Source organism: Ruegeria sp. BG8, assembly GCF_056538325.1.
This window is the reverse complement of sequence record NZ_JBQFSZ010000008.1, coordinates 65,520-89,481: the sequence shown is the minus strand read 5'-3', so window position 1 is coordinate 89,481 and position 23,962 is coordinate 65,520. Positions and strand designations below refer to the sequence as shown.

The 23,962-nt window shown below is 58.1% G+C and carries 20 protein-coding genes; 9 read left to right on the top strand and 11 right to left on the bottom strand.

What is annotated here, in order from left to right; all coding sequences use genetic code 11:
• Positions 1–32: 32 nt before the first annotated feature.
• From leuD to ACR0DG_RS15560, 3 genes are all read left to right on the top strand, one after another.
• Positions 33–638 (top strand): 3-isopropylmalate dehydratase small subunit, encoded by a 606-nt coding sequence (leuD, locus tag ACR0DG_RS15570; protein WP_480698342.1) that lies wholly within the window; start codon positions 33–35, stop codon positions 636–638.
• A 328-nt stretch (positions 639–966) separates the two neighbouring features.
• Positions 967–1,797 (top strand): hypothetical protein, encoded by an 831-nt coding sequence (locus ACR0DG_RS15565; RefSeq protein WP_480698344.1) that lies wholly within the window; start codon positions 967–969, stop codon positions 1,795–1,797.
• Positions 1,794–2,822: an endonuclease/exonuclease/phosphatase family protein gene (locus ACR0DG_RS15560; RefSeq protein ID WP_480698346.1), complete on the top strand. Its 1,029-nt coding sequence runs from the start codon at positions 1,794–1,796 to the stop codon at positions 2,820–2,822. The genes ACR0DG_RS15565 and ACR0DG_RS15560 overlap by 4 nt, the downstream gene beginning before the upstream one ends.
• A gap of 8 nt (positions 2,823–2,830) precedes the next feature.
• Here the strand turns inward: ACR0DG_RS15560 and ACR0DG_RS15555 are convergent, their stop codons facing one another.
• Entirely contained in the window at positions 2,831–3,709 is an 879-nt protein-coding gene (locus tag ACR0DG_RS15555) for a Rossmann-fold NAD(P)-binding domain-containing protein (RefSeq protein ID WP_480698348.1), read from the bottom strand.
• 85 nt (positions 3,710–3,794) lie between these two features.
• On the opposite strand from ACR0DG_RS15555, the gene ACR0DG_RS15550 reads away from it, so the two are divergent.
• A complete protein-coding gene (locus ACR0DG_RS15550; protein WP_480698350.1) occupies positions 3,795–4,694 on the top strand; it encodes a LysR family transcriptional regulator in 900 nt (299 codons plus the stop codon).
• Here ACR0DG_RS15550 and ACR0DG_RS15545 read toward each other — a convergent pair.
• A complete protein-coding gene (locus ACR0DG_RS15545) occupies positions 4,691–5,218 on the bottom strand; it encodes a redoxin domain-containing protein (RefSeq protein WP_480698352.1) in 528 nt (175 codons plus the stop codon). The two genes, ACR0DG_RS15550 and ACR0DG_RS15545, sit on opposite strands and share 4 nt — an antisense overlap.
• A gap of 91 nt (positions 5,219–5,309) precedes the next feature.
• Here ACR0DG_RS15545 and leuB point away from each other — a divergent pair, with 91 nt between their 5' ends.
• Positions 5,310–6,413 carry a 3-isopropylmalate dehydrogenase gene (gene leuB / locus ACR0DG_RS15540; RefSeq protein ID WP_480698354.1) on the top strand — a complete coding sequence of 368 codons (1,104 nt, stop codon included), beginning with the start codon at positions 5,310–5,312 and terminating at the stop codon, positions 6,411–6,413.
• 61 nt (positions 6,414–6,474) lie between these two features.
• Here leuB and ACR0DG_RS15535 read toward each other — a convergent pair whose 3' ends face one another.
• A complete protein-coding gene (locus tag ACR0DG_RS15535) occupies positions 6,475–8,661 on the bottom strand; it encodes a transglycosylase domain-containing protein (protein WP_480698356.1) in 2,187 nt (728 codons plus the stop codon).
• A gap of 259 nt (positions 8,662–8,920) precedes the next feature.
• Between ACR0DG_RS15535 and ACR0DG_RS15530 the strand changes: the two genes are divergently transcribed.
• Together ACR0DG_RS15530 and ACR0DG_RS15525 are read left to right on the top strand one after the other, a co-directional pair.
• Positions 8,921–9,259 carry a P-II family nitrogen regulator gene (locus ACR0DG_RS15530; protein WP_480698358.1) on the top strand — a complete coding sequence of 113 codons (339 nt, stop codon included), beginning with the start codon at positions 8,921–8,923 and terminating at the stop codon, positions 9,257–9,259.
• A 34-nt stretch (positions 9,260–9,293) separates the two neighbouring features.
• Positions 9,294–10,604 carry an ammonium transporter gene (locus tag ACR0DG_RS15525; protein ID WP_480698360.1) on the top strand — a complete coding sequence of 437 codons (1,311 nt, stop codon included), beginning with the start codon at positions 9,294–9,296 and terminating at the stop codon, positions 10,602–10,604.
• 111 nt (positions 10,605–10,715) lie between these two features.
• Here ACR0DG_RS15525 and ACR0DG_RS15520 read toward each other — a convergent pair whose 3' ends face one another.
• The 3 genes from ACR0DG_RS15520 to ACR0DG_RS15510 form a co-directional block, all read right to left on the bottom strand.
• Entirely contained in the window at positions 10,716–11,900 is a 1,185-nt protein-coding gene (locus tag ACR0DG_RS15520; protein ID WP_480698362.1) for an amino acid aminotransferase, read from the bottom strand.
• Positions 11,900–12,754: a 3-mercaptopyruvate sulfurtransferase gene (gene sseA / locus ACR0DG_RS15515; protein WP_480698364.1), complete on the bottom strand. Its 855-nt coding sequence runs from the start codon at positions 12,752–12,754 to the stop codon at positions 11,900–11,902. The genes ACR0DG_RS15520 and sseA overlap by 1 nt, the downstream gene beginning before the upstream one ends.
• Before the next feature lie 83 nt (positions 12,755–12,837).
• Positions 12,838–13,392, bottom strand: a complete 555-nt coding sequence (locus ACR0DG_RS15510; protein ID WP_480698498.1) for a helix-turn-helix domain-containing protein — start codon at positions 13,390–13,392, stop codon at positions 12,838–12,840.
• A 105-nt stretch (positions 13,393–13,497) separates the two neighbouring features.
• Between ACR0DG_RS15510 and ilvD the strand changes: the two genes are divergently transcribed.
• Entirely contained in the window at positions 13,498–15,330 is a 1,833-nt protein-coding gene (gene ilvD / locus ACR0DG_RS15505; protein ID WP_480698366.1) for a dihydroxy-acid dehydratase, read from the top strand.
• A gap of 192 nt (positions 15,331–15,522) precedes the next feature.
• Here the strand turns inward: ilvD and ACR0DG_RS15500 are convergent, their stop codons facing one another.
• Positions 15,523–16,341 carry a sulfotransferase family protein gene (locus tag ACR0DG_RS15500; RefSeq protein WP_480698368.1) on the bottom strand — a complete coding sequence of 273 codons (819 nt, stop codon included), beginning with the start codon at positions 16,339–16,341 and terminating at the stop codon, positions 15,523–15,525.
• A 142-nt stretch (positions 16,342–16,483) separates the two neighbouring features.
• Between ACR0DG_RS15500 and ACR0DG_RS15495 the strand changes: the two genes are divergently transcribed.
• Entirely contained in the window at positions 16,484–18,061 is a 1,578-nt protein-coding gene (locus ACR0DG_RS15495) for a DUF5928 domain-containing protein (protein ID WP_480698370.1), read from the top strand.
• 21 nt (positions 18,062–18,082) lie between these two features.
• Here the strand turns inward: ACR0DG_RS15495 and amaB are convergent, their stop codons facing one another.
• From amaB to ACR0DG_RS15475, 4 genes are all read right to left on the bottom strand, one after another.
• Complete coding sequence (gene amaB, locus ACR0DG_RS15490) at positions 18,083–19,594, bottom strand: L-piperidine-6-carboxylate dehydrogenase (protein ID WP_480698372.1); 1,512 nt, start codon at positions 19,592–19,594, stop codon at positions 18,083–18,085.
• 3 nt (positions 19,595–19,597) lie between these two features.
• Positions 19,598–20,704: a saccharopine dehydrogenase family protein gene (locus ACR0DG_RS15485; RefSeq protein WP_480698374.1), complete on the bottom strand. Its 1,107-nt coding sequence runs from the start codon at positions 20,702–20,704 to the stop codon at positions 19,598–19,600.
• Between the two features lie 122 nt (positions 20,705–20,826).
• On the bottom strand, positions 20,827–22,002 hold the full coding sequence (locus ACR0DG_RS15480; RefSeq protein ID WP_480698376.1) for a 2-aminoethylphosphonate--pyruvate transaminase: 1,176 nt from the start codon (positions 22,000–22,002) through the stop codon (positions 20,827–20,829).
• 248 nt (positions 22,003–22,250) lie between these two features.
• Complete coding sequence (locus ACR0DG_RS15475) at positions 22,251–23,960, bottom strand: ABC transporter ATP-binding protein (protein WP_480698378.1); 1,710 nt, start codon at positions 23,958–23,960, stop codon at positions 22,251–22,253.
• Between the last annotated feature and the right edge of the window lie 2 nt (positions 23,961–23,962).

Here is a 23,962-nt window from a genome sequence, read left to right as displayed (position 1 = left end):
CGGGCGCGGCCCTCTCCCGCAGGAGTGTAGACATGGAAAAGTTTGACAAAGTCCACGGGGTGGCCGCCCCAATGCCATTGATCAATATCGACACCGATATGATCATCCCGAAAGTGCACCTGAAAACGATCAAACGGTCCGGCCTTGGCGTCGTCCTGTTTGACGAGATGCGCTATCACGACCACGGCGGCGAGAACGAGGATTTCGTTCTGAACAAGCCCGCCTACCGCAACACCGAGATTCTGGTGGCTGGCGACAATTTCGGCTGTGGGTCCTCGCGCGAACACGCGCCCTGGGCGATCAAGGATTTTGGCATCAAGGTTGTGATCTCGACCAGCTTTGCAGACATCTTCTTCAACAACTGCTTCAAGAACGGCATTCTGCCTATCGTCGTCGAAGAAGAACACCATGCGATCCTGATGGAAGACGCGCACAAGGGTGAAAACGCCCGGATGACCGTACACCTGGAAGATCAGCAGATCACCACATCGGATGGTGTCGTGATCGAGTTCGACATCGATCCCCACCGCAAGCACTGCCTGCTGAACGGTCTGGATGACATTGGTCAGACCATGGAAAAGGATCACCACATCGACAAGTTCGAAGAACACGCAAGTCAGGCCCGCCCCTGGGTTTGATTCTGTGGATGATTCTGTGGGTACTCAACTTAATGGGGTCACTTCGGTGGCCCCATTCGCATAATTGGGGTCCGGTTTTCCGCAACCACAACATGTAGGGGCAATTCTAAAGTGCACGCCGAATCTGCGTCAGCAATGATGCAAACCAGCACCAGTTTTGCCATCTTTTTGCCTTAAATGGCGTGTTTTCTGCACCTTGGCTTGAGCGTAATGCCGAAGGGGGCCAGTGTTGCCGCTTAGAGGCATCCGTCAAAATATTGAATGGCGGGCACAAGTTGGAATGAAGTCGGCAAAGAACCGGCCTATCCAGTTTGAAAGGGTTCGGATAGTGATTGCGCGCACAACAGGGGCGGCAATTCGGGGCGTTTTGGTTGCACTTATGGTGTTGACCCCCGCGTTGTATTTGCCCGTATCGTCAACGAATGGGACCGAGATCGTCGTGTTTCTCGCCATTCTCGCGTTTTTCCTGACCTTTGCCGAATACAATTCGGCCTTTCCCAGCTTTATTGAATTCCGCGATGCCCCACCGGTAAATCGCCTGCGCTTTGTAGGTTTGGTCTCAATGGTCACGTTCCTGACGCTGATCTGTAAGAACGCCTACGCCCCCACTGCGGTGACCGAAGTGTTTTATACAATCGGCGTGAGCATCGCGAATATCGTCGATTTTCCCTATTCACCCGTGCGTCTGATTGTGCTGATGTTGCCCGTCGACGCCAGCTTTCCCCTGACCGAGCTGGTACGTATTGCCGCCAGTGTCGCCTATGTCGTGGCCCTGATCACAATCGGCAGCTTCGCGTATGCCGTGAAAATGCGGGGTTGGCCCACGGGCAACGGCGCATTCAACGTTTGGACAAACCTGCCGCTGTTCGACCCCACCAAGGGCGGAGACGTCGTTACCCGTCTGCAGCGGGACGGACGTTTGAACATCTCGATCGGCGTGCTGCTGCCCTTCCTGATCCCGGCGCTGATCAAACTGCTGACCGACTATGCCAACCCGATCTCGTTGAGCAATCCGCAGACCCTGATCTGGACCATGAGCGCCTGGGCGTTCCTGCCCGCAAGCATGATCATGCGCGGAATGGCCACGGTGCGCATCGCAAACCTGATCGTCGAAAAACGCCGCGCATATTCCACGACCGAGTCCACTCAGACCGCATGATCCGCGCAATTCTGCTGCTGCTTCTGCCCGGCTTGGCGCAGGCAGAAACCGTCCGCATCGCCACTTTCAACACCGAACTCAGTCGCGAAGGCCCCGGTCTTTTGCTTCGCGACATTCAGCGTGGCGGCGCACAGGTTGAGGCCGTTGTCGCGGTGTTGGCGCAGGCCCGTCCCGATATCGTTGCGCTGCAAGGGATCGACTGGGACTTAAAACAACAAACCCTATCCGCGCTGGTGGACCGGTTGCGTGTAGACGGGCTGGACTATCCCTATCACTATTCGGCCCAACCTAATGCGGGCCTCGCCACCGACCTGGACATGGACGGTGATGGTCGAACCCACGGCCCCGGAGACGCGCAAGGTTGGGGCAAATTCACCGGGCAAGCCGGGTTGGCCGTCTTGTCACGCTATTCTATCCGAACGGACGAGGTTCAGGATTTTTCGACCCTACTGTGGCGTGACGCACCGGATGCGCTGTTGCCCAGTAAAGACGCTGCACCGTTCCCGTCGGCAGAAGCTCAGGCCCTTCAACGCCTGTCCTCAGTCGCGCATTGGATGGTACCGGTCGATACGCCCATCGGGTCCGTGGACCTGATGACCTTTCATGCCGCGCCGCCCGTTTTTGACGGGCCGGAAGACCGCAATGGCCTGCGCAACCACGACGAAATCAGCCTGTGGGCGCAGGTATTGAATGGCCAAGTGGGTCGGATGCCCAAAGGGCCGTTCGTTATTGCCGCAGACACCAACCTGGACCCAGAGCGTGGCGAGGGGCGCAAACAGGCCATTCAAGCGCTATTGGCGGATCCCCGTCTGCAGGACCCGAAGCCCAGTGACACGTCGGGCGACCAAACCACAGTCGTTTGGAAAGCAGTCGGCGAGATGCGCGTCGACTATGTCCTTCCATCCGCTGACCTGCGGGTCGTGGACGCGGGCATATTCTGGCCACCCGCCGGGTCTGAGTTACGCGATGCTGCCGTACTGGCCAGCAGGCACCGTCTGGTTTGGGTCGACGTCGCCCTTCCTTAAGATCGGCCTCAGGCAGGATCATTTGCCAATACCGACCCCACGGCGATGCGTAGCGCGTCATCCAGCGCGGTTTGTTGAAACTCCGGCAGAAGCGCATCAAAATCTGCGCCATCCAGTCGATGGGGCAAGTCCCAGAGGTAGCGCATCTCAATCAGGTGCTTGGCCATCGGCCAGAAAGGTCGGGCAAGGTAAAGCGACCACCAGTGCATTTGCCTAAGCGTGACGTCCTTACCCGTGACGCGCGTCAATGCTTGCGCGATTTCATGGCCGGTCACAGAATACCCCGAATAAGACAAGTCACAATACCGGGGCAAGCTGTCCCGAATTTCGGCCAACCCAACCGCTGCCTCTGCGAGATCTGGCAAATAGGCCCAACTGTGGACACTGTCCGGGCGGCCGGGATACGTGAACTGGCCCTGAGGCAGGCGTTTTATCATAACGCGGTCAAACCAGTTGCCCGAAGGGCGCGTATCAATGAAGTCACCCGCGCGCAGTAGGATCGTCTTGACCGGTGATGCGCGGTACGCCTCTTCCATCTCGACGCGGATACGCCCTAACGGATTGGTCGCAGCATGAGGTGTGGAACCCGACCACGCATCGGCGGGCTGAGCGCCGAAAACGTAGACATTGCCGGGTATGATCACGGTCGAGCCACTATTTGATGCGGCGGCTATGACCTGCTGGGTCAGTTTCGGCACCTGCTGTACCCAATGGGTATAAGGCGGGTTCCACGCATTGACGATGACCTGCGCCCCGTTGGCTGCGCTGTCTAGGGATTGCGTCCCGCGCTGGAACGTGCGGACGGCCCATCCGGCCTTGTCGAACGCCGCAACAGCATTTCGACCGAACCGACCGGTTGCGCCCAGGATAAGAACAGTTTGCGTCATGATCACCTCGCTGCTTACCGCAATATGGGCCATTCAGAGCGATTCAGGAATTGCAGGATACCGTACAGCGTGTATTCATTTTTGAATGGATAAAACGCTCTCACCCGCTGACTGGTCGCTAATACAAAGCTTTCTGGCAGTTGCCGAAACCGGCTCGCTTTCCGCCGCTGCCCGGCGACTTGACCGCAGCCAACCCACATTGGGCCGTCAAATTCATGCCCTTGAAGAGGAACTGGGCGTGTCCTTGTTTGACCGGCATTCTCGTGGCCTCAAACTCAGCCAGATCGGTGCTCAGCTTTTGCCCATGGCGCAACAAATGCACTCGGCGATGAACGCGCTCAGCCTGACGGCTGCCGGGCAATCTCAGCAACTGGAAGGGTCCGTGCGCATTACGGCCTCGGTCTTTGCATCGCACCACCTGCTACCCCCGATCCTGGCCCAAATTCGCGCCAAAGAACCGGCCATCCAGTTAGAACTGGTGGCGACAGATGCCACTGAAAACCTTTTGTACCGAGAGGCGGATATCGCCGTGCGCATGTATCGGCCCGAGCAGGTAGATATCATTTCCCGTTACCTGGGGGACGTGCGCCTGTGTTTCTGTGCAGCCAAATCGTACCTGAACCGCGCCGGGCGCCCAGATGGGCCTCAGGAGTTGTTCGAACACGATCTTGTCGGCTTTGATGCCAACCCGCATATCATCAGCCGTATGCGGGCTCGGGGGTGGCCTGTCAGCAAAGACAATTTCGCCACCAGATGCGATCTGCAAAGCGCCTATTGGCAATTGGTCCGTGCGGGGTGCGGCATCGGTTTTTCACAGGTTCAGGTAGCCGAAGCAGACCCGGACATCGAAGTTCTCGATCTGGATGTCGAAGTCGAAGCCCTTCCTGTCTGGCTGGCCGCACCGCAGGCCATGCGCCAGACGCCACGCATTCGCCGCGTCTGGGACTTGCTGGCCGATGGCCTGAAAGCCAGCCTCAAGGCCTAAAGCGGGCCGGTATAAGTGCCACGCGCAGGATAATTGTTCCCCAGGGCAAACTTCAGACCGCCAACGATATCGGACATCGCCGGTCTGGCGAATGGGACCGTTTGTTGCCACGCAAAGAACAGTGTCTGATCCGGCGTGATAAAGAAATGTCCGGGCTCGGCGAACATGTCAGGTTCCGCGCTGCCTTCGCGTGCCGTCGAGATGTTCAGACCCCAACCTTCCCGCGCCTCGGCCAGAGGCAAACTATGCCCGACCCGCAAGCGGGATACGCCCGCTTTTTCGACCGTCTCAGCCGCGCGTTCTGCGGTATCCGTTGTGATCATGACCACTTCGACACCCAGCGCTGCGAAATCGTCCAGCGCCGCCTCAACCTCGCCCATCTGGTTGATGCAGATCGGGCAATGCAGGCCGCGGTACTGAATCACCAGTGTTCCGTTTTCGCCTTTGTCAGCGTCCAGATCAAAGGTTCCATGACCCACCGTTTCAATTTTCAGCGCGGGGACGGGGTTTCCCGGTATCAACATGTGTTTTCCTCGTGTTTTGGTGGGTTCGTCTCATTGACCCGATGCCGCGCAGACGCTAGGCCCTTTGCGACAAAACGCAAGGAGACTGTCGATGTCCAACCCCTCGCTCCTCATCCTGCCCGGAGACGGAATTGGCCCGGAAGTTATGGCCGAAGTGCGCAGAGTAATCGATTGGTTCGGTGAAAAACGCGACCTTCACTTTGACGTGAGCGAGGATCTGGTCGGCGGCGCCGCGTATGACGCCCATGGCAAACCCCTGTCGGACGAGACGATGGCCAAGGCGCAAGAGGTCGATGCGGTTCTTCTGGGTGCTGTTGGCGGCCCGAAATACGACAATCTGGACTTCAGCGTAAAACCTGAACGTGGCCTGTTGCGACTGCGTAAGGAAATGGACCTGTATTCCAACCTGCGCCCGGCCCAGTGTTTTGACGCGCTGGCGGATTTCTCGTCGCTGAAACCCGACGTTGTTTCCGGCCTCGACATCATGATTGTGCGCGAGCTGACCTCGGGCGTGTATTTCGGTGAGCCCCGCGGCATCTTCGAAGAAGGCAACGAGCGTGTCGGTATCAACACGCAGCGCTACACCGAGAGTGAAATCGAACGCGCCGCGCGCTCGGCCTTTGAACTGGCGATGCGCCGGAACAAAAAGCTGTGCTCGATGGAAAAAGCCAATGTCATGGAATCTGGCATTCTGTGGCGCGAAGTGGTGGATCAGGTCGCCAAGGACTATCCCGAGGTCGAGCTGATCCATATGTATGCCGACAATGGTGCGATGCAGCTGGTGCGCGCGCCCAAGCAGTTCGACGTTATCGTCACTGATAACCTGTTCGGCGATATCCTGTCGGATTGTGCCGCGATGCTGACAGGTTCGCTGGGCATGCTGCCGTCTGCCAGCCTGGGTGCGCCGATGGCCAATGGTCGACCCAAGGCGATGTATGAACCGGTCCACGGCTCGGCCCCCGACATCGCAGGTCAGGGCAAGGCCAACCCCATTGCCTGTATCCTCAGCTTTGCTATGGCGCTGCGCTACAGCTTTGATCAAGGCGCTGAAGCTGACCGCCTGGAAGCCGCCATTGAGAAAGTTCTGGCAGACGGCGTCCGTACAGCCGATCTGTTGGCCGAAGAAGGGGTCGAGCCCGTTTCGACCACCGAAATGGGCGACGCAATCCTGGCGGCGCTGGACGAAAGCCTCTGATCAGGGACGCAATCGAACGTTTAAGGCGGCGCCAGTTGGTGCCGCCATTTTGTTTGGTTAGTCAGTTTCCGAAAATGTTGTTCAACAGGTTGTTGATCGCCTTTTCGAAACCATTACCGGAATTGCGGCGCTGCTGACGCGGCTGAGCCGTCCGTACGGGCGGGTCCGGTGCGAGCATTGGCAGCGGTGAGGGCGTCATGCCTTCGGTCACGCGCACCATAGTCTCTTTCCAGATTTCAGCCGGCAAACCACCGCCCGTGACACCGGACAGGGGGGTGTTATCGTCATACCCCATCCACACACCTGCCACGTAGTCAGCCGTGAACCCGATGAACCAAGCATCTCGCGCCGCCTGAGTGGTGCCCGTCTTGCCCGCCACCTGCCATCCCGGCAGCTTGGCACGGCCGCCAGTGCCTTCGGAGACAACACGCTCCATCATCCAGGTCAGCTGTTTGGCGGCTTTGTCGTTGATGACACGCTCACCGATACCTGTCGTCGTCACCATGACAGGCGTTTCATCGCCCAGTAACTTCAGCTCGGTCAGGCCATAAGGCTCCACGGCCGATCCACCGTTCAGGATGCCCGCGTACGCGCCGGTCATCTCGATCAGCGTGCTTTCGGACGCACCCAGGGCCAGCGCGGGACCTTCGGCAAGATCGTTGGCGATGCCGAATCCATTGGCCACGGTACGCACGTTCTCTAGCCCTGAAATCTCGGCCACCTTCACCGCTGGAATGTTCAGAGAGTTCTTCAACGCATCCGCCAACGACACGCGACCATAGAACTTGTTTGTGTAGTTCTTGGGGCACCATTGTCCGGAACCGGGAATGTCGATGCAATAGGGCTCGTCCATCACCGTATCCAGCGGGGAATACCCCAGTTCGAGCGCAGTGGCGTAGACAAAGGGTTTAAAGGAAGACCCTGTTTGACGCAGCGCCTGCGTCGCCCGGTTGAATGCACCCGAAACGCGGGTCTTGCGCCCGCCGACCATTGCACGCACGGCCCCGTCAGCCGACATCACAACAATTGCGGCCTGCGCCTTGGACCCTTCGCGTACCTTTTCCTGGAAGATGTATTGCAACGCCTCTTCCGCCGATTTCTGCAGGCGCTGGTCCAAAGTCGTGCGAATGACCACATCTTCGGTCGTATTGCGCGTAAAGAACTCGGGCCCGCTGGCCATGACCCAATCGGCGAAATAACCGCCAGCCCGCGCTGCGGCAGCCTCGGACAGCTCGGCAGGGCGCGCGCGTGCTTCGCTGGCTTGCGCGGATGACAAATAGCCCTGATCTTCCATCAGCCCCACGACAAGCCGCGCCCGGTCCTGAGACCGTTGCAGGTTGTTCGTCGGTGCATACCGGGTCGGTGCCACCAGCAAGCCCGCCAGCATCGCCGCCTCGGACGGAGAAACCTCGGCCGCTGAAATACCAAAGTAACGCTGACTGGCCGCCTCGAATCCACGTGCGCCTGCGCCCAGAAATGCGCGGTTCAGATAGATGGTCAGGATTTCGTCCTTGGAGTATTTGACCTCCATCGCCATCGCATAAACGGCCTCTTTGGCCTTGCGCCAAAGCGAGCCCTGACGGCAATCGGCCTCATAAGCGGCTTCAGACTCCCACTCGTTCGGCACATAAGGCACGCCCAGACACAACAACTTGGCCGTCTGCTGCGTAATCGTCGACCCGCCATGGCCTGACAGCGGGCCCCGCCCCTCGCTCAGGTTAATACGGACGGCGCTGGCCACACCCCGCGGGCTGACACCGAAATGGCGATAGAACCGCTTGTCCTCGGTTGCGACGACCGCGTTCTTAAGATGCGGTGACACGGTATCTGCCGTAATCACGCCACCAAACTGATCACCGCGCCAGGCAAAGACCTTGCCGTCCCGGTCCAGCATCGTCACCGAACCGCGCGCGCGACCGTCCAGCAGAGAATCAACATCCGGCAAGGTCGAATAGACCACCCCGATTGCCAGTGCCAACAACAACGCGCCAACCGCACCCACGCGCCAGGTCACACCCCAGATCAGACGCCACAGCCAGCGGAACATACGGCGGAAAATCCCGCCGCCGCCTCCGCCGGATTTCTTGCGTGTTTTCTTTCTACTTGTCCGGCGAGTGGTTGTTTTGCGCGCAACTGCTTTCTTGCCTGCAGGCTTTGCCGCACGCTTGGTCGCCTTGGGCTTGCGCCCTTTCGACGGGTATCTTTTATCCGCGACAAGAGGTGTCTTGCGGCGCCTGGACTCAGTCATTTCCAAACTCTGCCCGGTTATCGTTTTCAGGCACCATACCCTGCCACATCCTTGAAGTAGAGGTCAGAATTTCCGGAAATTGGCTTACTTTTTCTGCACATTTTTTAGGCATTGTTATTATTTTGTGCAAAAATTGTGCACCTTGCCACCATTTCCCGCATCTTTTCGGTGAGTTGAACGTTCCTAAAGGCGCACAGTCGCGCTTTTTTGCTGCGAGTGCAAACAGACCGGACAGACCGGGGAAACAAAGGGGACCAACGTGAAACTGATCATTGCGACAATCAAGCCGTTCAAGCTCGAGGAGGTGCGCGAGGCACTGACCGCGGCTGGCGTGCGCGGCATGATGGTGACCGAAATCAAGGGCTTCGGCTCGCAATCCGGTCACACGGAAATCTATCGCGGCGCGGAATACGCCGTGAACTTTGTGCCCAAGATCAAACTGGAAATCGTGGTACCCGCCACGATGGCCGACCAGATCGTCGAAACCATCACAAACACAGCCAAGACCGGCAAGATCGGTGACGGCAAGATTTTCGTCCTCGACGTCGAGCAGGCCCTGCGCGTGCGGACCGGGGAAACCAACGAAGAGGCGCTGTAAGGCGTCCCCACTCATCACTACTCGAGGACACACAATGAACCTGATGAAATCTCTCATCCCTGCCGCCGCGATCGTCGCGCTGCCGCAGATGGGTCTGGCGCAGGAAGCCGCCGCCGGCGAAGCCGCGCTACACACCCAGTATATCTTTACCACGCTGTTGTTCCTGATGGCGGGATTCCTTGTCTTCTTCATGGCGGCAGGCTTTGCCATGCTGGAAGGCGGTCTGGTGCGTTCCAAGAACGTTGCCATGCAGATGATCAAGAACGTGGCTCTGTTTTCTCTTGCCGCAATCATGTACTGGCTGGTTGGCTTCAACACGATGTATCCGGGCGACTTCAATGGTTTCTTTGCCATTGGCGGCCCAACCGTGCTGGACCCGGTTGGTGTTGACCCTGCCGAGGCTGCCTTGGACTATGCCTCGATCGGGTCGGACTTCTTCTTCCAGCTGGTCTTTGTGGCTGCAACCGCGTCCATCGTGTCGGGTGCTGTGGCCGAGCGGATCAAGCTGTTCCCCTTCCTGATCTTCGTGGTCGTGCTGACCGGTATCCTGTACCCGATCTCAGGCTCCTGGCAGTGGGGCGGCGGCTGGTTGTCTGAAGCTGGCTTCTCGGACTTCGCTGGTTCGACCGTTGTACACTCGGTCGGTGGCTGGGCAGCTCTGGCAGGTGTGATCGTGCTTGGCCCGCGTATCGGCAAATACAAGGACGGCAAAGTGCATCCTATGCCCGGTTCGAACCTGGCGCTGGCAACTTTGGGTACGTTCATCCTGTGGCTGGGCTGGTTCGGCTTCAACGGCGGCTCGCAGCTGGCAATGGGCACCGTGGGTGACGTATCTGACGTTTCGCGCATCTTTGCCAACACCAACATGGCAGCCGCTTCGGGTGCAGTTACAGCGCTGATCCTGACACAGGTTCTTTATAAAAAGCCTGACCTGACCATGGTTCTGAACGGCGCGCTGGCCGGTCTGGTTTCGATCACTGCTGAACCGCTGGCTCCGACACTGTTTGGCGCTCTGTGGATTGGTGCAGTTGGCGGCATCATCGTGGTCTTCACCGTTCCGATGCTGGACAAGTTCAAGTTGGACGACGTTGTCGGTGCAATCCCGGTTCACCTGTTCGCCGGTATCTGGGGCACCATCGCCGTTATCTTCTACGGTGAGGCAAGCCTGGGCACACAGCTGCTGGGTATCGCAGCATACGGTGTGTTCACCTTTGTCGGCGCATTGATCCTGTGGACCATCCTGAAAACCGTCATGGGTATCCGCGTCAGCGAAGAGGACGAGATCAACGGCCTCGACATGGCGGAACTGGGTATGGAAGCCTATCCGGAATTCTCGAAAGGCTAAGCCCTTTCCAACTCAATCTAAAGCCGGGCGTTCGCGCCCGGCTTTTCTGTTGGTCGCATACAAAAAAAGCCGCGCTGGGTTGCGCGGCTTTTTCTAATGAATGGTTAGATATCAGACGCCGACGTCGATGATCGCCTTGGCTAAAATCGGTACCGTCGCCGCGTTCAGGCCCGCAATGTTCAGGCGGCTGTCGCCTACCATGTAAATACCATGATCTGCGCGCAGCTTCTCGACCAGCTCCGGCGCTGCTCCGAGGCGCGAGAACATACCGCGGTGCTGGGCTACAAACCCAAACCGATCCGAACCGCTGAGGCGTTGCAGCTCATCGGCCAGTTGCTGACGCAGGCCCAGCATAGACAGGCGCACCTCTTCCAGCTCTGCGGCCCAATCTGCGCGCAACGCTTCGTCGTTCAGGATCGTCGTCACAACGCGCGCGCCGTGGTCGGGCGGGAAGGAATAGTTCTGACGGTTCAAAAACGCGAGCGTCGATTGGTTCAACGCGGTTTGCGAGGCATCATCGCTGATTGCCATCAACAGCCCGGTGCGTTCCCGGTACACGCCAAAGTTCTTCGAACAGGACGCCGCGATCAGGCAGCGCTTGACGGACGAGGCCACCAGCCGTGTCGCCTGCGCGTCTTCCTCAAGACCGTCGCCGAACCCTTGATAAGCAATGTCGATCATCGCCACGAGGCCAAGCTCGTTGATGATGTTCACGACCTCTTGCCATTGCACCATATTCAGGTTGGCGCCGGTCGGGTTATGACAGCAACCATGCAGCAGGACCACGTCGCCCGCTTTGGCGGTTTTCAGATCCTCGACCATGCCGTCGAAGTCTACGCCACGGGTTTCACCATCGAAGTAACGGTACTGGACCGTCTCCATCCCCAGATAGTTCAGGATCGACAGGTGGTTCGGCCATGTCGGATTCGACACGAAAACCCGTGCCGAGTGGTTGGCCATACGGATCATCTCAAACGCCTGACGGCACGCGCCGGTGCCGCCCGGTGTTGCCACGGCAGCGATGTTTCCACGTGGAACCGCGTTGCCAAGGATCAGCCCGATCATCGCATTCGAATAGGCCGGATCGCCCGCCAGACCCGTGTAGGCTTTGGTTTCCTGTTCCTCCAGAATGCGCTTTTCGGCAGCTTTCACTGCGCGCATCACAGGGGTGATACCTTCGGCATTCTTGTAGACACCCACACCCAGGTCGATCTTTTGATCGCGCGGATCTTCGCGGTACATCTGCATCAGCGCCAGAATCTTATCGGCAGGCTGCGGTTTGAGGTTCTCGAACATCAGTTCTCTCCGGTTGCGACGGGCAGGGTCGGGAAAGCACCCCATTCAGCCCAGGACCCGTCATAAAGCGAGTGGTCTTTCTTGCCCATGCGTTCAAGCGCAAGGCTGAGGATCGCGGCCGTGACGCCTGAACCGCACGACGTGATGGCAGGTTTGGACAAGTCCACCCCTGCCGCTTCGAACACGGCGCGGCAGTCATCGGGCGACTTCATTGTGTTGTTCTTGTTCAGCAGCTCGGTAAACGGCACGTTGCGCGACCCCGGAATATGGCCCGAGCGCAACCCTTCGCGCGGTTCGGGCGCGGTGCCTGCGAAACGCGCGGCAGCGCGGGCATCGATGATTTCGTGATCGGCCAGCTTTGCAGCGGCAGAGACTTGCGTCACATCCCGCACCAGATGGTTCTGAACCCGCACTGTCATGTGGCGGTCGCGGATAACCGGAGGCAGGTCTTCGACCTCGCGCCCCTCGGCTTGCCATTTGGGAAACCCGCCATCCAGAACAGCCACGTTTTCCTGCCCCATCAGGCGGAATAACCACCAGACACGCGCGGCAGACATCAGACCCGCCCCATCATAGACGACAACCTGATGGCCATCGCCAACGCCCATCGCCCGAAGCCGCGACATGAACTTCTCGACCGGTGGTGCCATATGCGGCAGGTCAGAACGCAGGTCCGAAATCTCATCGATATCAAAGAAGCGCGCGCCCGGGATATGAGCCGCGTCATATTCAGCCTTGGCATCGCGCCCCTGCTGGGGCAAGTACCACGACCCGTCCAGAACCCGCAGGTCCGGGTCCTTCATATGGGCTGCAAGCCATTCGGTGGAAACGAGGGTTTTCGGATCGTCCTGCATCTGAGCCTCCGCTGAGCGAGCTTGCGTTTTCCCTATACGCGCAAGGATGCAGGTTCAAGGCTGGATGGGCGTCTTAGGACTGTCTATCCAACTGGTGCCGCCTGCCCGTAATGATGCATGTTCAGAAACGCGGCCCCTTCGGCACCAGCGCGATAGCCATGCGGCAGATCCGCGGCAAAGCGCAGCCCCTGCCCGGCTTGCAGCGGCACCCAGTCCGCGTCGCGCAGAATTTCGAGCGATCCGTTCAACACGAACACTTCTTCGGTCACGCCCGCAGCATGCGCGGGGGATTCGTGGCTCTGGTTGGGGGCAAGATCGACATGAAAGGTCTCGGCACCCAGGGTGGGGTCAAATGGAAAGACGATTTTGACCTCGATACTGCCGGGAAAGGTTACCGTGCGAAACAGGCTTGCGTCGGCAGGGTCACGCAACGCCGACGCGCCGATTAGGGCGCTCAGAGGCAGTTGGAAACCCTTTGCGATCTTCCACAGCGTCGCGATGGTGGGGCTGGATTCGCCGCGCTCGATCTGGCCCAGCATGGCTTTGCTGACGCCGGTCATTTCGGCCACTTTCGACAGACTCAGCCCCGAGGCCGCCCGCACATCCCGTAATTTCAGCGTAATCTCGTCCGGTGCCATATCGTCGTCTTCCGAATCCTCTTGTGCGTTATAGCGCACATGTGATACGTGCGCTATAACGCACAAATCCCCCTACAGCAATCGGGGCATAAGGGAAACAGCATCATGCCATTGTACCGATCCAGAACCTCAACCCATGGCCGTAACATGGCCGGTGCCCGCGGCCTGTGGCGCGCGACCGGCATGGGCGACGATGATTTCGGCAAACCGATCATCGCGATCGTCAATTCGTTCACTCAGTTCGTGCCCGGCCACGTCCACCTGAAGGACCTGGGCCAAATGGTTGCGCGCGAGGTTGAGGCGGCTGGCGGCGTTGCCAAAGAGTTCAACACCATCGCCGTGGATGACGGCATCGCCATGGGCCATGACGGGATGCTGTATTCCCTGCCCTCGCGTGAGGTGATCGCGGACTCGGTGGAATATATGGTCAACGCGCACTGTGCGGATGCGATGGTCTGTATCTCGAATTGCGACAAGATCACGCCGGGCATGCTGATGGCCGCGATGCGCCTGAACATCCCGGCGATCTTTGTCTCGGGCGGGCCGATGGAGGCAGGCAAGATCGACATCGCCGATCTGGACGCCAAAAAGATCGACCTTGTCGACGCCATGGTTGCCGCCGCTGATGACCGGTTTACTGATGAGCAGGTCCAGCATATCGAGGAAAACGCCTGTCCCACATGCGGGTCGTGTTCGGGCATGTTCACCGCGAACTCGATGAACTGTCTGGCCGAGGCGCTGGGTCTGGCCCTTCCGGGCAATGGCTCCACGCTGGCGACCCATTCCGACCGTAAAGAGCTGTTCCTTGAAGCTGGTCGCCGCATCGTGGAGATCACCAAGCGGCACTACGATTTGGACGAGAAAGGCTTCCTACCGCGCGAGATCGCCACGTTTGATGCCTTTGAAAACGCCATGTCGCTGGATATCGCCATGGGCGGATCGACCAATACCGTTCTGCACCTGTTGGCCATCGCGCATGAAGGCGAGGTCGATTTCACCATGAAGGACATGGATCGCCTCAGCCGTAAAGTGCCGTGCCTGTGCAAGGTCGCGCCCAACACCGAAAACGTGCACATGGAAGACGTGCACCGGGCCGGGGGTATTTTCTCGATCCTTGGCGAGCTTAGCCGCGCAGGGCTGTTCCACGAACATTGCAACACGGTCCACTCCGGCACGATGGGCGAAGCGATTGCCAATTGGGACATCAAGGTTGCCAACAACCCAAAGGCGCAGGACCTGTTCAAGGCGGCCCCCGGCGGCGTGCGCACCACGCAGGCGTTCAGCCAGTCGAACCGGTACAAGGAACTGGACACGGACCGCGAAGGCGGCGTGATCCGGTCCAAGGACCATGCCTTCAGCCAAGACGGCGGTCTGGCCGTTCTATTTGGCAACATTGCCCGCGACGGCTGTATTGTGAAGACAGCCGGTGTCGATCCGACCAGCCTGACCTTTACCGGCAAGGCCTATGTCTGCGAAAGCCAGGATCAGGCAGTGAACGACATCCTGACCGGCAAGGTAAAAGAGGGCGACGTGGTGGTCATCCGCTATGAAGGCCCACGCGGCGGTCCGGGGATGCAAGAGATGCTGTACCCGACCTCGTATCTCAAATCCAAAGGTCTGGGTAAAGCCTGTGCCCTGCTGACCGATGGTCGATTCTCGGGTGGTACCTCGGGCCTGTCGATTGGCCATGTGTCCCCCGAAGCGGCAGAAGGCGGCGAGATTGGCTTGGTTCAGGATGGTGACCGGATCGAAATCGACATTCCGAACCGCTCAATTCATCTGGCCGTGTCGGATGAGGAATTAGCAGAGCGCCGCAGTGTCCAAAACGAAAAAGGATGGGAACCCGTAAAGCCGCGCAAACGCAAGGTTTCAACAGCGCTAAAAGCATATGCCAAGCTGACGACAAGTGCCGCCAAGGGTGCGGTTCGCCAGCTCTGACAAGCGAATGCCCGGTCGCGAATGTCGGAAGACCGAGCCCCAAACACTCCCGCGCCCGAAGCGCACTATCGGCTTCGCCGATACCACGTTCGGCCTTGGGCCCGGCGCCGCGCCTTGCGCGGCGCCGGGCCCAACCAGAGGAAATGTCTCGCAAGAGACATTGACGATGGGCGGGAGAAATGCCCGTCCGGTTCAATCGCCTAGTTTCGCGTGAACCTCGTCCAGATCTATTTCACCGACAGGCATTTTGTTTCCCGGGTTTTCGAAATCGTATTTGAACAGTTCGAAATCCTGCTTGTAGATTTCATAGACCAAATGCATGGACAAATCGTCAAAATACTCTTCGACCGGATGCGCCCGCTTTGGTCCGTGACCCTCGGACTCGTTGAACCGTGGGATTTCTGACAGGTCTACAGTATGAGGTGTCTGAAGGTGGTTCAGCACATCCTGCATGCCGTCATTGAATTCCTCGGTCCAGAAGATGCGATCGTACCGCCCGCCGTTGACAATGAATGTCGACACGTGGCCAGACATCGCCGACCAGTGAATATCCGGGTCCATGGGCCGTCGCCATCGGATGGTATCCCGCGCAAACAAAAGAAACCTTCGGAAGCTGGCAATCTGGTCGAATTCACCCTTCCCATCTTCCCCGCCTACTTCGATCCCGTAATTGTAGATCAGGGTCGGCACCAGATTACCGCGGTATCGTTTCCCGTTTCGCTGAATTCCGCAGATCTTGTCAAAAAACGAGCTCAAGATTCGCGTGTATGGGTTGCGAACACAGGTAAACGCATAAGAAGAATGGCTTCGCACATTGTTGGTAATAGGGTCCTGACTGGCGTCAAAAGCCCATTTGTGCATCCCTTCTTTCGCGTCATGAATATCGCCGTCAAAAAAGCGCCCATGATCCGAGTAATACATGATCTGCCCGATGGTCGAGCACGCACATTTGGGAACCACGCGATAGACCATGCTCTCGCTCTCGGTCATCCATGTACCGGGAAAACCCATCTGCCGTGCCTCCTATGCGGTTTTGTGCCTTGAACCTGCGCCCGCATTTGAAATCAAAAAACCAAAAATATTGTGTTTATTCAATCGTTCATCCTCAGTATCACGGTTGGCAACGGGCAGAAACGGAAATCGTGAAATCAAGATGGCCAAAGTCGCCTATATTTTGCTGTGCCATAAAGACCCTGACGCGATTGTTGCACAGGCCGAACAACTGACGGCAACAGGGGATTGCATGGCGATCCATTTTGATGCCCGCGCCAGCTCTGAGGCGTTCCAACGCATTCAAACTGCTCTGAAAGACAACCCCAATGTTACCTTTGCGACTAAACGCATAAAGTGTGGTTGGGGCGAATGGTCTCTTGTTCAGGCAACGCTCTACGCATTGCAAGCCGCAGTGGCAGCCTTTCCGCGAGCGACGCATTTTTACATGCTGTCCGGCGATTGCATGGCGATAAAAACAGCCGAGTATACCCACCGTTTTCTGGCTGAGCGGGACAAAGACATCATTGAAAGCCACGATTTCTTTGAAAGCAACTGGATCAAGACCGGAATGAAGGAAGACCGGCTGATCTATCGCCATTTCTTCAACGAGCGGACCCAAAGCAAGCTGTTTTACGCGTCCTACGAGCTGCAAAAGCGATTGAAAGCTGAACGCGATATTCCCGCGGACATCAGGGTCATGATCGGCAGCCAGTGGTGGTGCCTGCGCCGCCGGACCGTTGAGATGATCCTGGAGCTGCTGAAACAGCGCCCGGACATAAAGCGGTTCTTTGCAACCACGTGGATACCGGACGAAACCTTCTTTCAAACGCTGGTGCGCCACCTTGTTCCCAAACAAGAGATCGACAACCGTACGCCGACGTTCCTGATGTTCTCGGATTACGGGATGCCGGTGACATTCTACAATGATCACTACGACATGCTGCTGGGGCAGGATTACCTGTTTGCGCGTAAGATCAGCCCCGAAGCGTATGAGCTGAAAAAACGTCTGGGCAAGTTATATGCAGCCAAGAATGTCGACTTTCAGATTTCAGACGAAGGACGGAACCTCTACGGGTTTCTTACCACCCGTGGTCGGGTTGGGCGCCGACACGGGCAGCGCTTTTGGGAGGCCAGCAATACCCTGGGCCCTGAATGCGACGTATACATGATCGTTTGCAAAAAGTGGCATGTTGCGAAACGACTCGTTAGCCAGATCGCGGCAGAAACAGGCATTCCCTGTGTCGAGTATCTGTTCAACGAAGAAGAAACAGCGCTGCCGGATTTGGGTGGGATCGAAACAACCTTGATCAAGCGATCTCGCCACCGTCGCGCCGTGGTACGTATGCTGTTTGAAGCTTTCGATACGAATAAATTGGTTCTGTGTGTCGATCCCGCCAATATCGACATCATTCAAGACTTCTGCGCGGATCAGGCCAACACCCATGTGCTTGAGGTCGAGTGCGAGTATTCAGATGAATACCTAATCGGGCACGCGCGCCGGGTTGGCTTGGCAGGTGAACACAGCCCCGCCGACACTGTGGCTCACCTTGTACCTACGCTTCGCAACGCATTGTCATACGAGTCGGAATTGATCCGGGCTGCCAAGCTGGACGGGTATTCGTTGATCCGAGAAAACGAAACACGCACGCATAACGAAGCTCAGATCGCCCGGTTTCTTGGGGTACCAGCAGACAAGGCGCATGCCGTTATGCGCCTTGACTACCTGTTTGCAGACTGATCCGCGCTTTTCCGGTACGGATCAGATATCGAATTTGACGCCCTGTGCCAGCGGTAATTCGGCCGAGTAATTCACCGTGTTCGTTTGGCGGCGCATGTAGGATTTCCACGCGTCAGAGCCGCTTTCGCGCCCACCACCGGTTTCCTTTTCGCCGCCAAAGGCACCGCCGATTTCAGCCCCCGATGGTCCGATATTGACGTTGGCGATGCCACAATCGGACCCGGCTGCGGTCAGGAATTGCTCGGCCTCACGCATGTTAAGGGTAAAGACGCAGGACGACAGGCCCTGCGGCACATCGTTTTGCAGTTCGATGGCGTCGTCGAACTCATCATAGCCCATGACATACAGGATCGGCGCGAAAGTCTCAGTTTTTACGGTCGCGGTCTGGCTCGGCATTTCAACGATTGCAGGCTGCATGTAGACACCATCGGGAACACCTTCGGTCACGCGCGCGCCACCGAATACGGCGCCGCCTTCGGCCTCAGCCGCCTGCAGCGCGGCGGTCATGGCCGCGCCCGATGCCTCATCGACTAGCGGGCCGATCAACGTGCCCTCGGTCAGCGGGTTGCCGATCGGTAGACCGGCATAGGCTTTCTTGAGGCGACCCACCAGTTCCTCACGGATAGAGTTATGCACGATCAGGCGGCGCAGGGTAGTGCAGCGTTGGCCCGCTGTGCCCACGGCCGAAAATACAATCGCGCGCACCGCCATCTCCAGATCTGCCGAGGGGCCAACGATCATCGCGTTATTCCCGCCCAGCTCCAGAATGCACTTGCCGAACCGCTGCGCCACGACGGGGGCCACGGCGCGGCCCATGCGGGTGGAACCCGTGGCCGAGATCACAGGCACATCCTCGCTGGCCACCAGAGCCTCACCCAGAGCGGCACCACCGATCAGGGTTTGCAGCAGGTGGTCAGGTGCGTCACCAAACCGGGCCAGTGCACGTTCGAAAATCTTCTGACAGGCCATCGCGGTCAAAGGCGTCTTTTCAGACGGTTTCCAGATCACCGTATCGCCGCAGACCAGCGCAATCGCCGCGTTCCACGACCAGACCGCAACCGGGAAGTTGAAGGCCGAGATTACGCCGACCGGCCCCGCCGGGTGCCATGTCTCCATCATCCGGTGACCGGGACGTTCCGAGGCGATGGTCAGGCCATACAACTGCCGCGACAGACCTACGGCAAAGTCGCAGATGTCGATCATCTCTTGCACTTCGCCCAAGCCTTCGGATGTGATCTTGCCTGCCTCCCAACTGACCAAAGCTCCCAGATCTTCTTTGGCGGCGCGCAGTTCCTCGCCCAGCAGGCGGATCAGCTCACCCCGGCGCGGGGCGGGCACGGTACGCCATGTCTTGAACGCGGCCCGGGACCTGGCAAGGACCGCATCCATTTCTGAAGCAGGAGTTTCATGCACCTCTGCCAACAAGCTGCCGTCGATCGGGGATCGCACGGCCAGCGAACCGCCGGTCAGATCGGCGGCTGTCAGGTCCAGATTGGCAAGGGTGGATTGCGCAGTCATCACGATGTCTTTCATATCTCAGGCCGCCTTGTTCTGTTCGGTTACATCGCCGGCGCGATAGAGCCGGCCAAATTCGGTGTTCAGGAAATCGGACAGGTTCACCTGCTCTTGTCGCACAAAACCACTTGTGGGCAGCGCGCCCGATCGCATCAGGTCAACGACGCCTAAAACACCCGCTGCGGTGGTCACCTGAATTGCGCTCCAGACCTGCCCTTTGATGGTTCGGGCAAAGCTCTTGTTGATCAGTGATTTCTCGCGCAATGCGCCGTCAATCATGCCTTTGGCCGTGCAATAGACCAGAACCACATCCTGATCCGTACGCGGCAGGGCGGTTTCAAAGATGTCCTTCATTAGATCGCGGCGACGTTCCAGCCCCAGATCTTTGAGAAGCAGTTTCAGAATATCGCAATGACCCGGATACCGGATCGACCGATACGACACCGCCCGCGCCTTGCCTTCCAGCGTTTCGGGTAACGTCCCCAATCCGCCCGAGGTGTTGAAGCACTCATATTCCACCCCGTCATGACCCAGAACTTCGTAGTCTTCCAGCGGCGCGGTTTTGACACGCTCACCATTCACAATGGCATCGCAAGGGTTGCAGTATTCGTTGATCAAACCGTCGGTAGACCATGTCAGATTGTATTTCAGAGCATTGGTCGGATAGAGCGGCAGAGCCCCGACACGCATATGCAGACTATCCAGCTGGTCAAATTCGGCGGCCAGTGCCGCGCCTGCGATACCAACAAAACCGGGTGCCAATCCACATTGCGGCATAAAGGCTGTGGTGCTGTTTTCTGCCAGAGCGCGCACAGCCTCGGTTGCGGCGACATCTTCGGTCAGATCAAAGTAGTGGGCCCCGACGGTCTTGGCCGCCTTGGCAATTTTCGGGGTCAGAAAAAACGGAGCCGCCGAAATAACGGCGTCAAAGCCGGCCAAGCCTCGCGTCAATTGGCCTTCGTCGCCGACATCAATCTGTCTGGTCGAAAGACCCTGCCGGTTTAAACCGGACAAAGCCGCAAGATCGCGGTCGGCGACCGTTACAGTGTAATTGGGTGAAGATTGCAGCAAGGCCGCGATCATCTGACCGATCTTGCCTGCTCCGATAACACAGATATTCCAGCTCAAAACGCGCCTCCTCTTTCGTTTTTAGAAAGTATGAGGGCGCGTTTGTCCGTTCTGCAGGGGCAATCTTGACGATTATGACGAAATTTCCGTCATTATGACGGTATATTCGTCATAAAGTATAATCAAGCCGTCTGCATCATGCGCGAGTTAATGGCAGCTTCAGGTGGTGCCGCGCTATGAACTCCCATTTCCGTCAGAGCATGCTTGGCTGCATCGACAACCGCGCGCATAACGTCTGCGTCCATGCGTCCAATGCACCCGATGCGGAAACTATCCACTTCGGTCAGTTTTCCCGGATAGATGATAAAGCCCTGTTCCTTCATCAGCTCGTAAAAGCGTCCGAATTCGAAATTCGGATCAGACGGGCAGAAAAATGTCACGATAATCGGGGAAAGCCATTCATCCGATAGCAATGTCTCGAACCCCAACGCGCGCATGCCCGACACCATCACATCGCGGTTCTGCGTGTACCGCGCGCCGCGCCCGGCAACTCCGCCTTCGGCTTCGTGCTCTGTCAGGGCCTGAAGGAACGCAGCAACAACATGCGTCGGAGGGGTAAAGCGCCATTGACCCGTTTTCTCCATCGCATCCCATTGCGCGTGCAGATCAAGGCTGAGCGACGGACAATTTCCTTTTGCAGCTATCAGGGCTGACTTTCGGGCCAGTACAAACCCAAATCCCGGAACACCTTCGATACATTTGTTGGCCGACGACACCATCGCTTCGAATGTGAATTCGCTGGGCTGCAAGGGGATTGCGCCAAATGCGGACATGCTGTCGATCAAAAGCTTGCGGCCTGCCGCTGCGGTGGCGTCAGAAATCTCGCGCAGAGGGTTCAGAATGCCCGAACTGGTCTCGCAGTGGATCGCTACGACATGAGTGATCTCCGGATCATCAGCCAATATCTGCGCCACTTCTGACCCGCGCGGCGGCAGGTAATCGCCCTTATCCAGCAGCACATAAGCACGGCCAGCATATGCCAATGTCTGAGCCGCGCGTTTTCCGTATGCACCATTGGCCAGCACCAACGCCTTACCAGACGGCGGGATCATCGACGTCAGCATAGCCTCGACTGCAAAACTGCCGGAACCTTGCATCGGCACGCAATCGTAGTCCTCGGACCCGTCACCCAGCAGTTTCAAAAGCCGTGCGCGCAGTTCAGCAGTCATGGTGCGAAAATCGCCGTCCCAGCTTCCCCAATCTCTCAGCATGGCTTGTTTGACGGAATAAGAGGTCGTTAGCGGACCTGGTGTCAGAAGATAGGGTTCGCCAAGTTCCGGACGGGGGACGAGTGACATAGAGAATGCGCCTTGTTCGCAGCAGGATTTCGCCGTTAGGGTATTTACGATACCCCTCTTTTTCCACCGCCCATAGCTTTTCTGTATGAGATTGCCTCTGTCAGAAAACTGACACTAAAAGCACAGGCTGGCCGCCCCCTCTGGATTCCGCGCCTTGGGACAGGAGCCGAGCGCAGCAAACCCGAACGACTCCGCAATACTTAACGAATTTAATGCTTATGTACGTCCATATGCACGGACTGCGGGCATTAACCTTCGGGGCTTAGCCCCTCGGTGGATAGATCGTCCAATTTTGGCATTAGTCTGAGCAATTCCCGCGCGTAATCAGTCTGTGGATTTGCGAACAGGTCGTTGGTGTCTTGCAGTTCAACAACTTTACCCTGTTTCATCACCGCGACCCTGTCGCACATCTGGCGTACCACTGGAAGGTCATGGCTGATGAACAGCAGCGTCAGGCCCAGATGTTCTTGCAGATCCTTCAGGATGTTCAGGATTTGGGCCTGAATAGACACGTCCAGCGCACTTGTGGGTTCATCACAGATCAGAAAGCGCGGCTGTGTAGCCAGGGCGCGCGCGATGGAAATGCGCTGACGCTGACCGCCCGAGAATTCATGCGGGTATTTCAGCCCGGCCTCATGACCCAGCCCAACCTGATCCAGCAACTCATCCACACGGCGCTTGATGTCAGCACCTTCCATCAGCTTGTGATGGCGGATCGGCTCGGCCACGATTTCGTCCACTCGCATACGGGGGTTGAGCGAGGAATAGGGATCCTGAAAGATCATCTGGATGTTTTTGCGGTAGGCGTCCAGTGCAGCTTTGTTGGTCAGGTCGCTGACAACCTGCCCCTGAAACGAGATCGTGCCGCCATCGACCGGATAGAGCCCCGCGATCATCCGCGCGACCGTGGACTTGCCCGATCCGGATTCGCCCACAACGCCAAACACCTCACCCGCGCGGATGTCAAAGCTGACATCATCCACAGCAGTGAAATAGGTGCGATCCCAAGGCAGCAGGCCCTTCTTTTGCAGGAACTTCTTGGTCAGGTTGCGTATCTCGAACACCGGTTTGGTGGTGTCATTGTCGACCTTGGGCCAATGGCGCGCCATATCCTCGATGGCGAACCGGGTCTCGCGCCCGCCATAGCTGATCTGCGGAAAGCGGTGCAGTTTCAGCGTAGGACGGGGCACGGCGGCGATCAGCGATTTGGTGTATTCATGGCTGGGCTGGCCCATGACTTGCGATGTCGGGCCGGTCTCAACCACTTTGCCCGCATACATCACCGTCACCTTATCCGTGGTGTCGGCAATCACGCCCATATCGTGGGTGATCAGGATGACGCCCACCTGACGTTCGGTCGCCAGTTCCTTGATCAGGTCCAGAATCTGCGCCTGAACCGACACGTCCAGCGCCGTTGTCGGTTCATCCGCGATGATCACGTCCGGTTCCGTGCACAGCGCCAGGGCAATCACCACGCGCTGCCGCATCCCGCCCGAGAACTGGTGCGGGTATTGATCCAGCCGCGTGTCGGGGTCAGGGATGCCAACGCGGTCGATCAGATCGCGAGCGCGTTTGTTGGCCTCGGCGTCCGAGCCGCCCAGATGGGCCTGAATCGTCTCGACCAATTGCTCGCGCACAGTGAACAGAGGGTTCAGCGAAGTCAGCGGGTCCTGAAAGATCATCGAGATCTTTTTGCCGCGCAGACCACGCATCGCCTCGGCGTCCAGACCGCTGATCTGATCACCGCTCAGCTTAATTGTACCGCTGGCAATACGGCCGGGGCGGTCCAACAACCCCATGATGGCCGCGCCAATGGTGGATTTACCGGCCCCGGATTCGCCCACCAGACCGTGGATTTCGCCCGGCTCCACCGACAGGTCCACATGGTCCACGGCAGTGAACAGTTTGCGGCGGGTCGGGAATTCGACCGTCAGGTCATTGATCGTCAGAAGGCTCATGA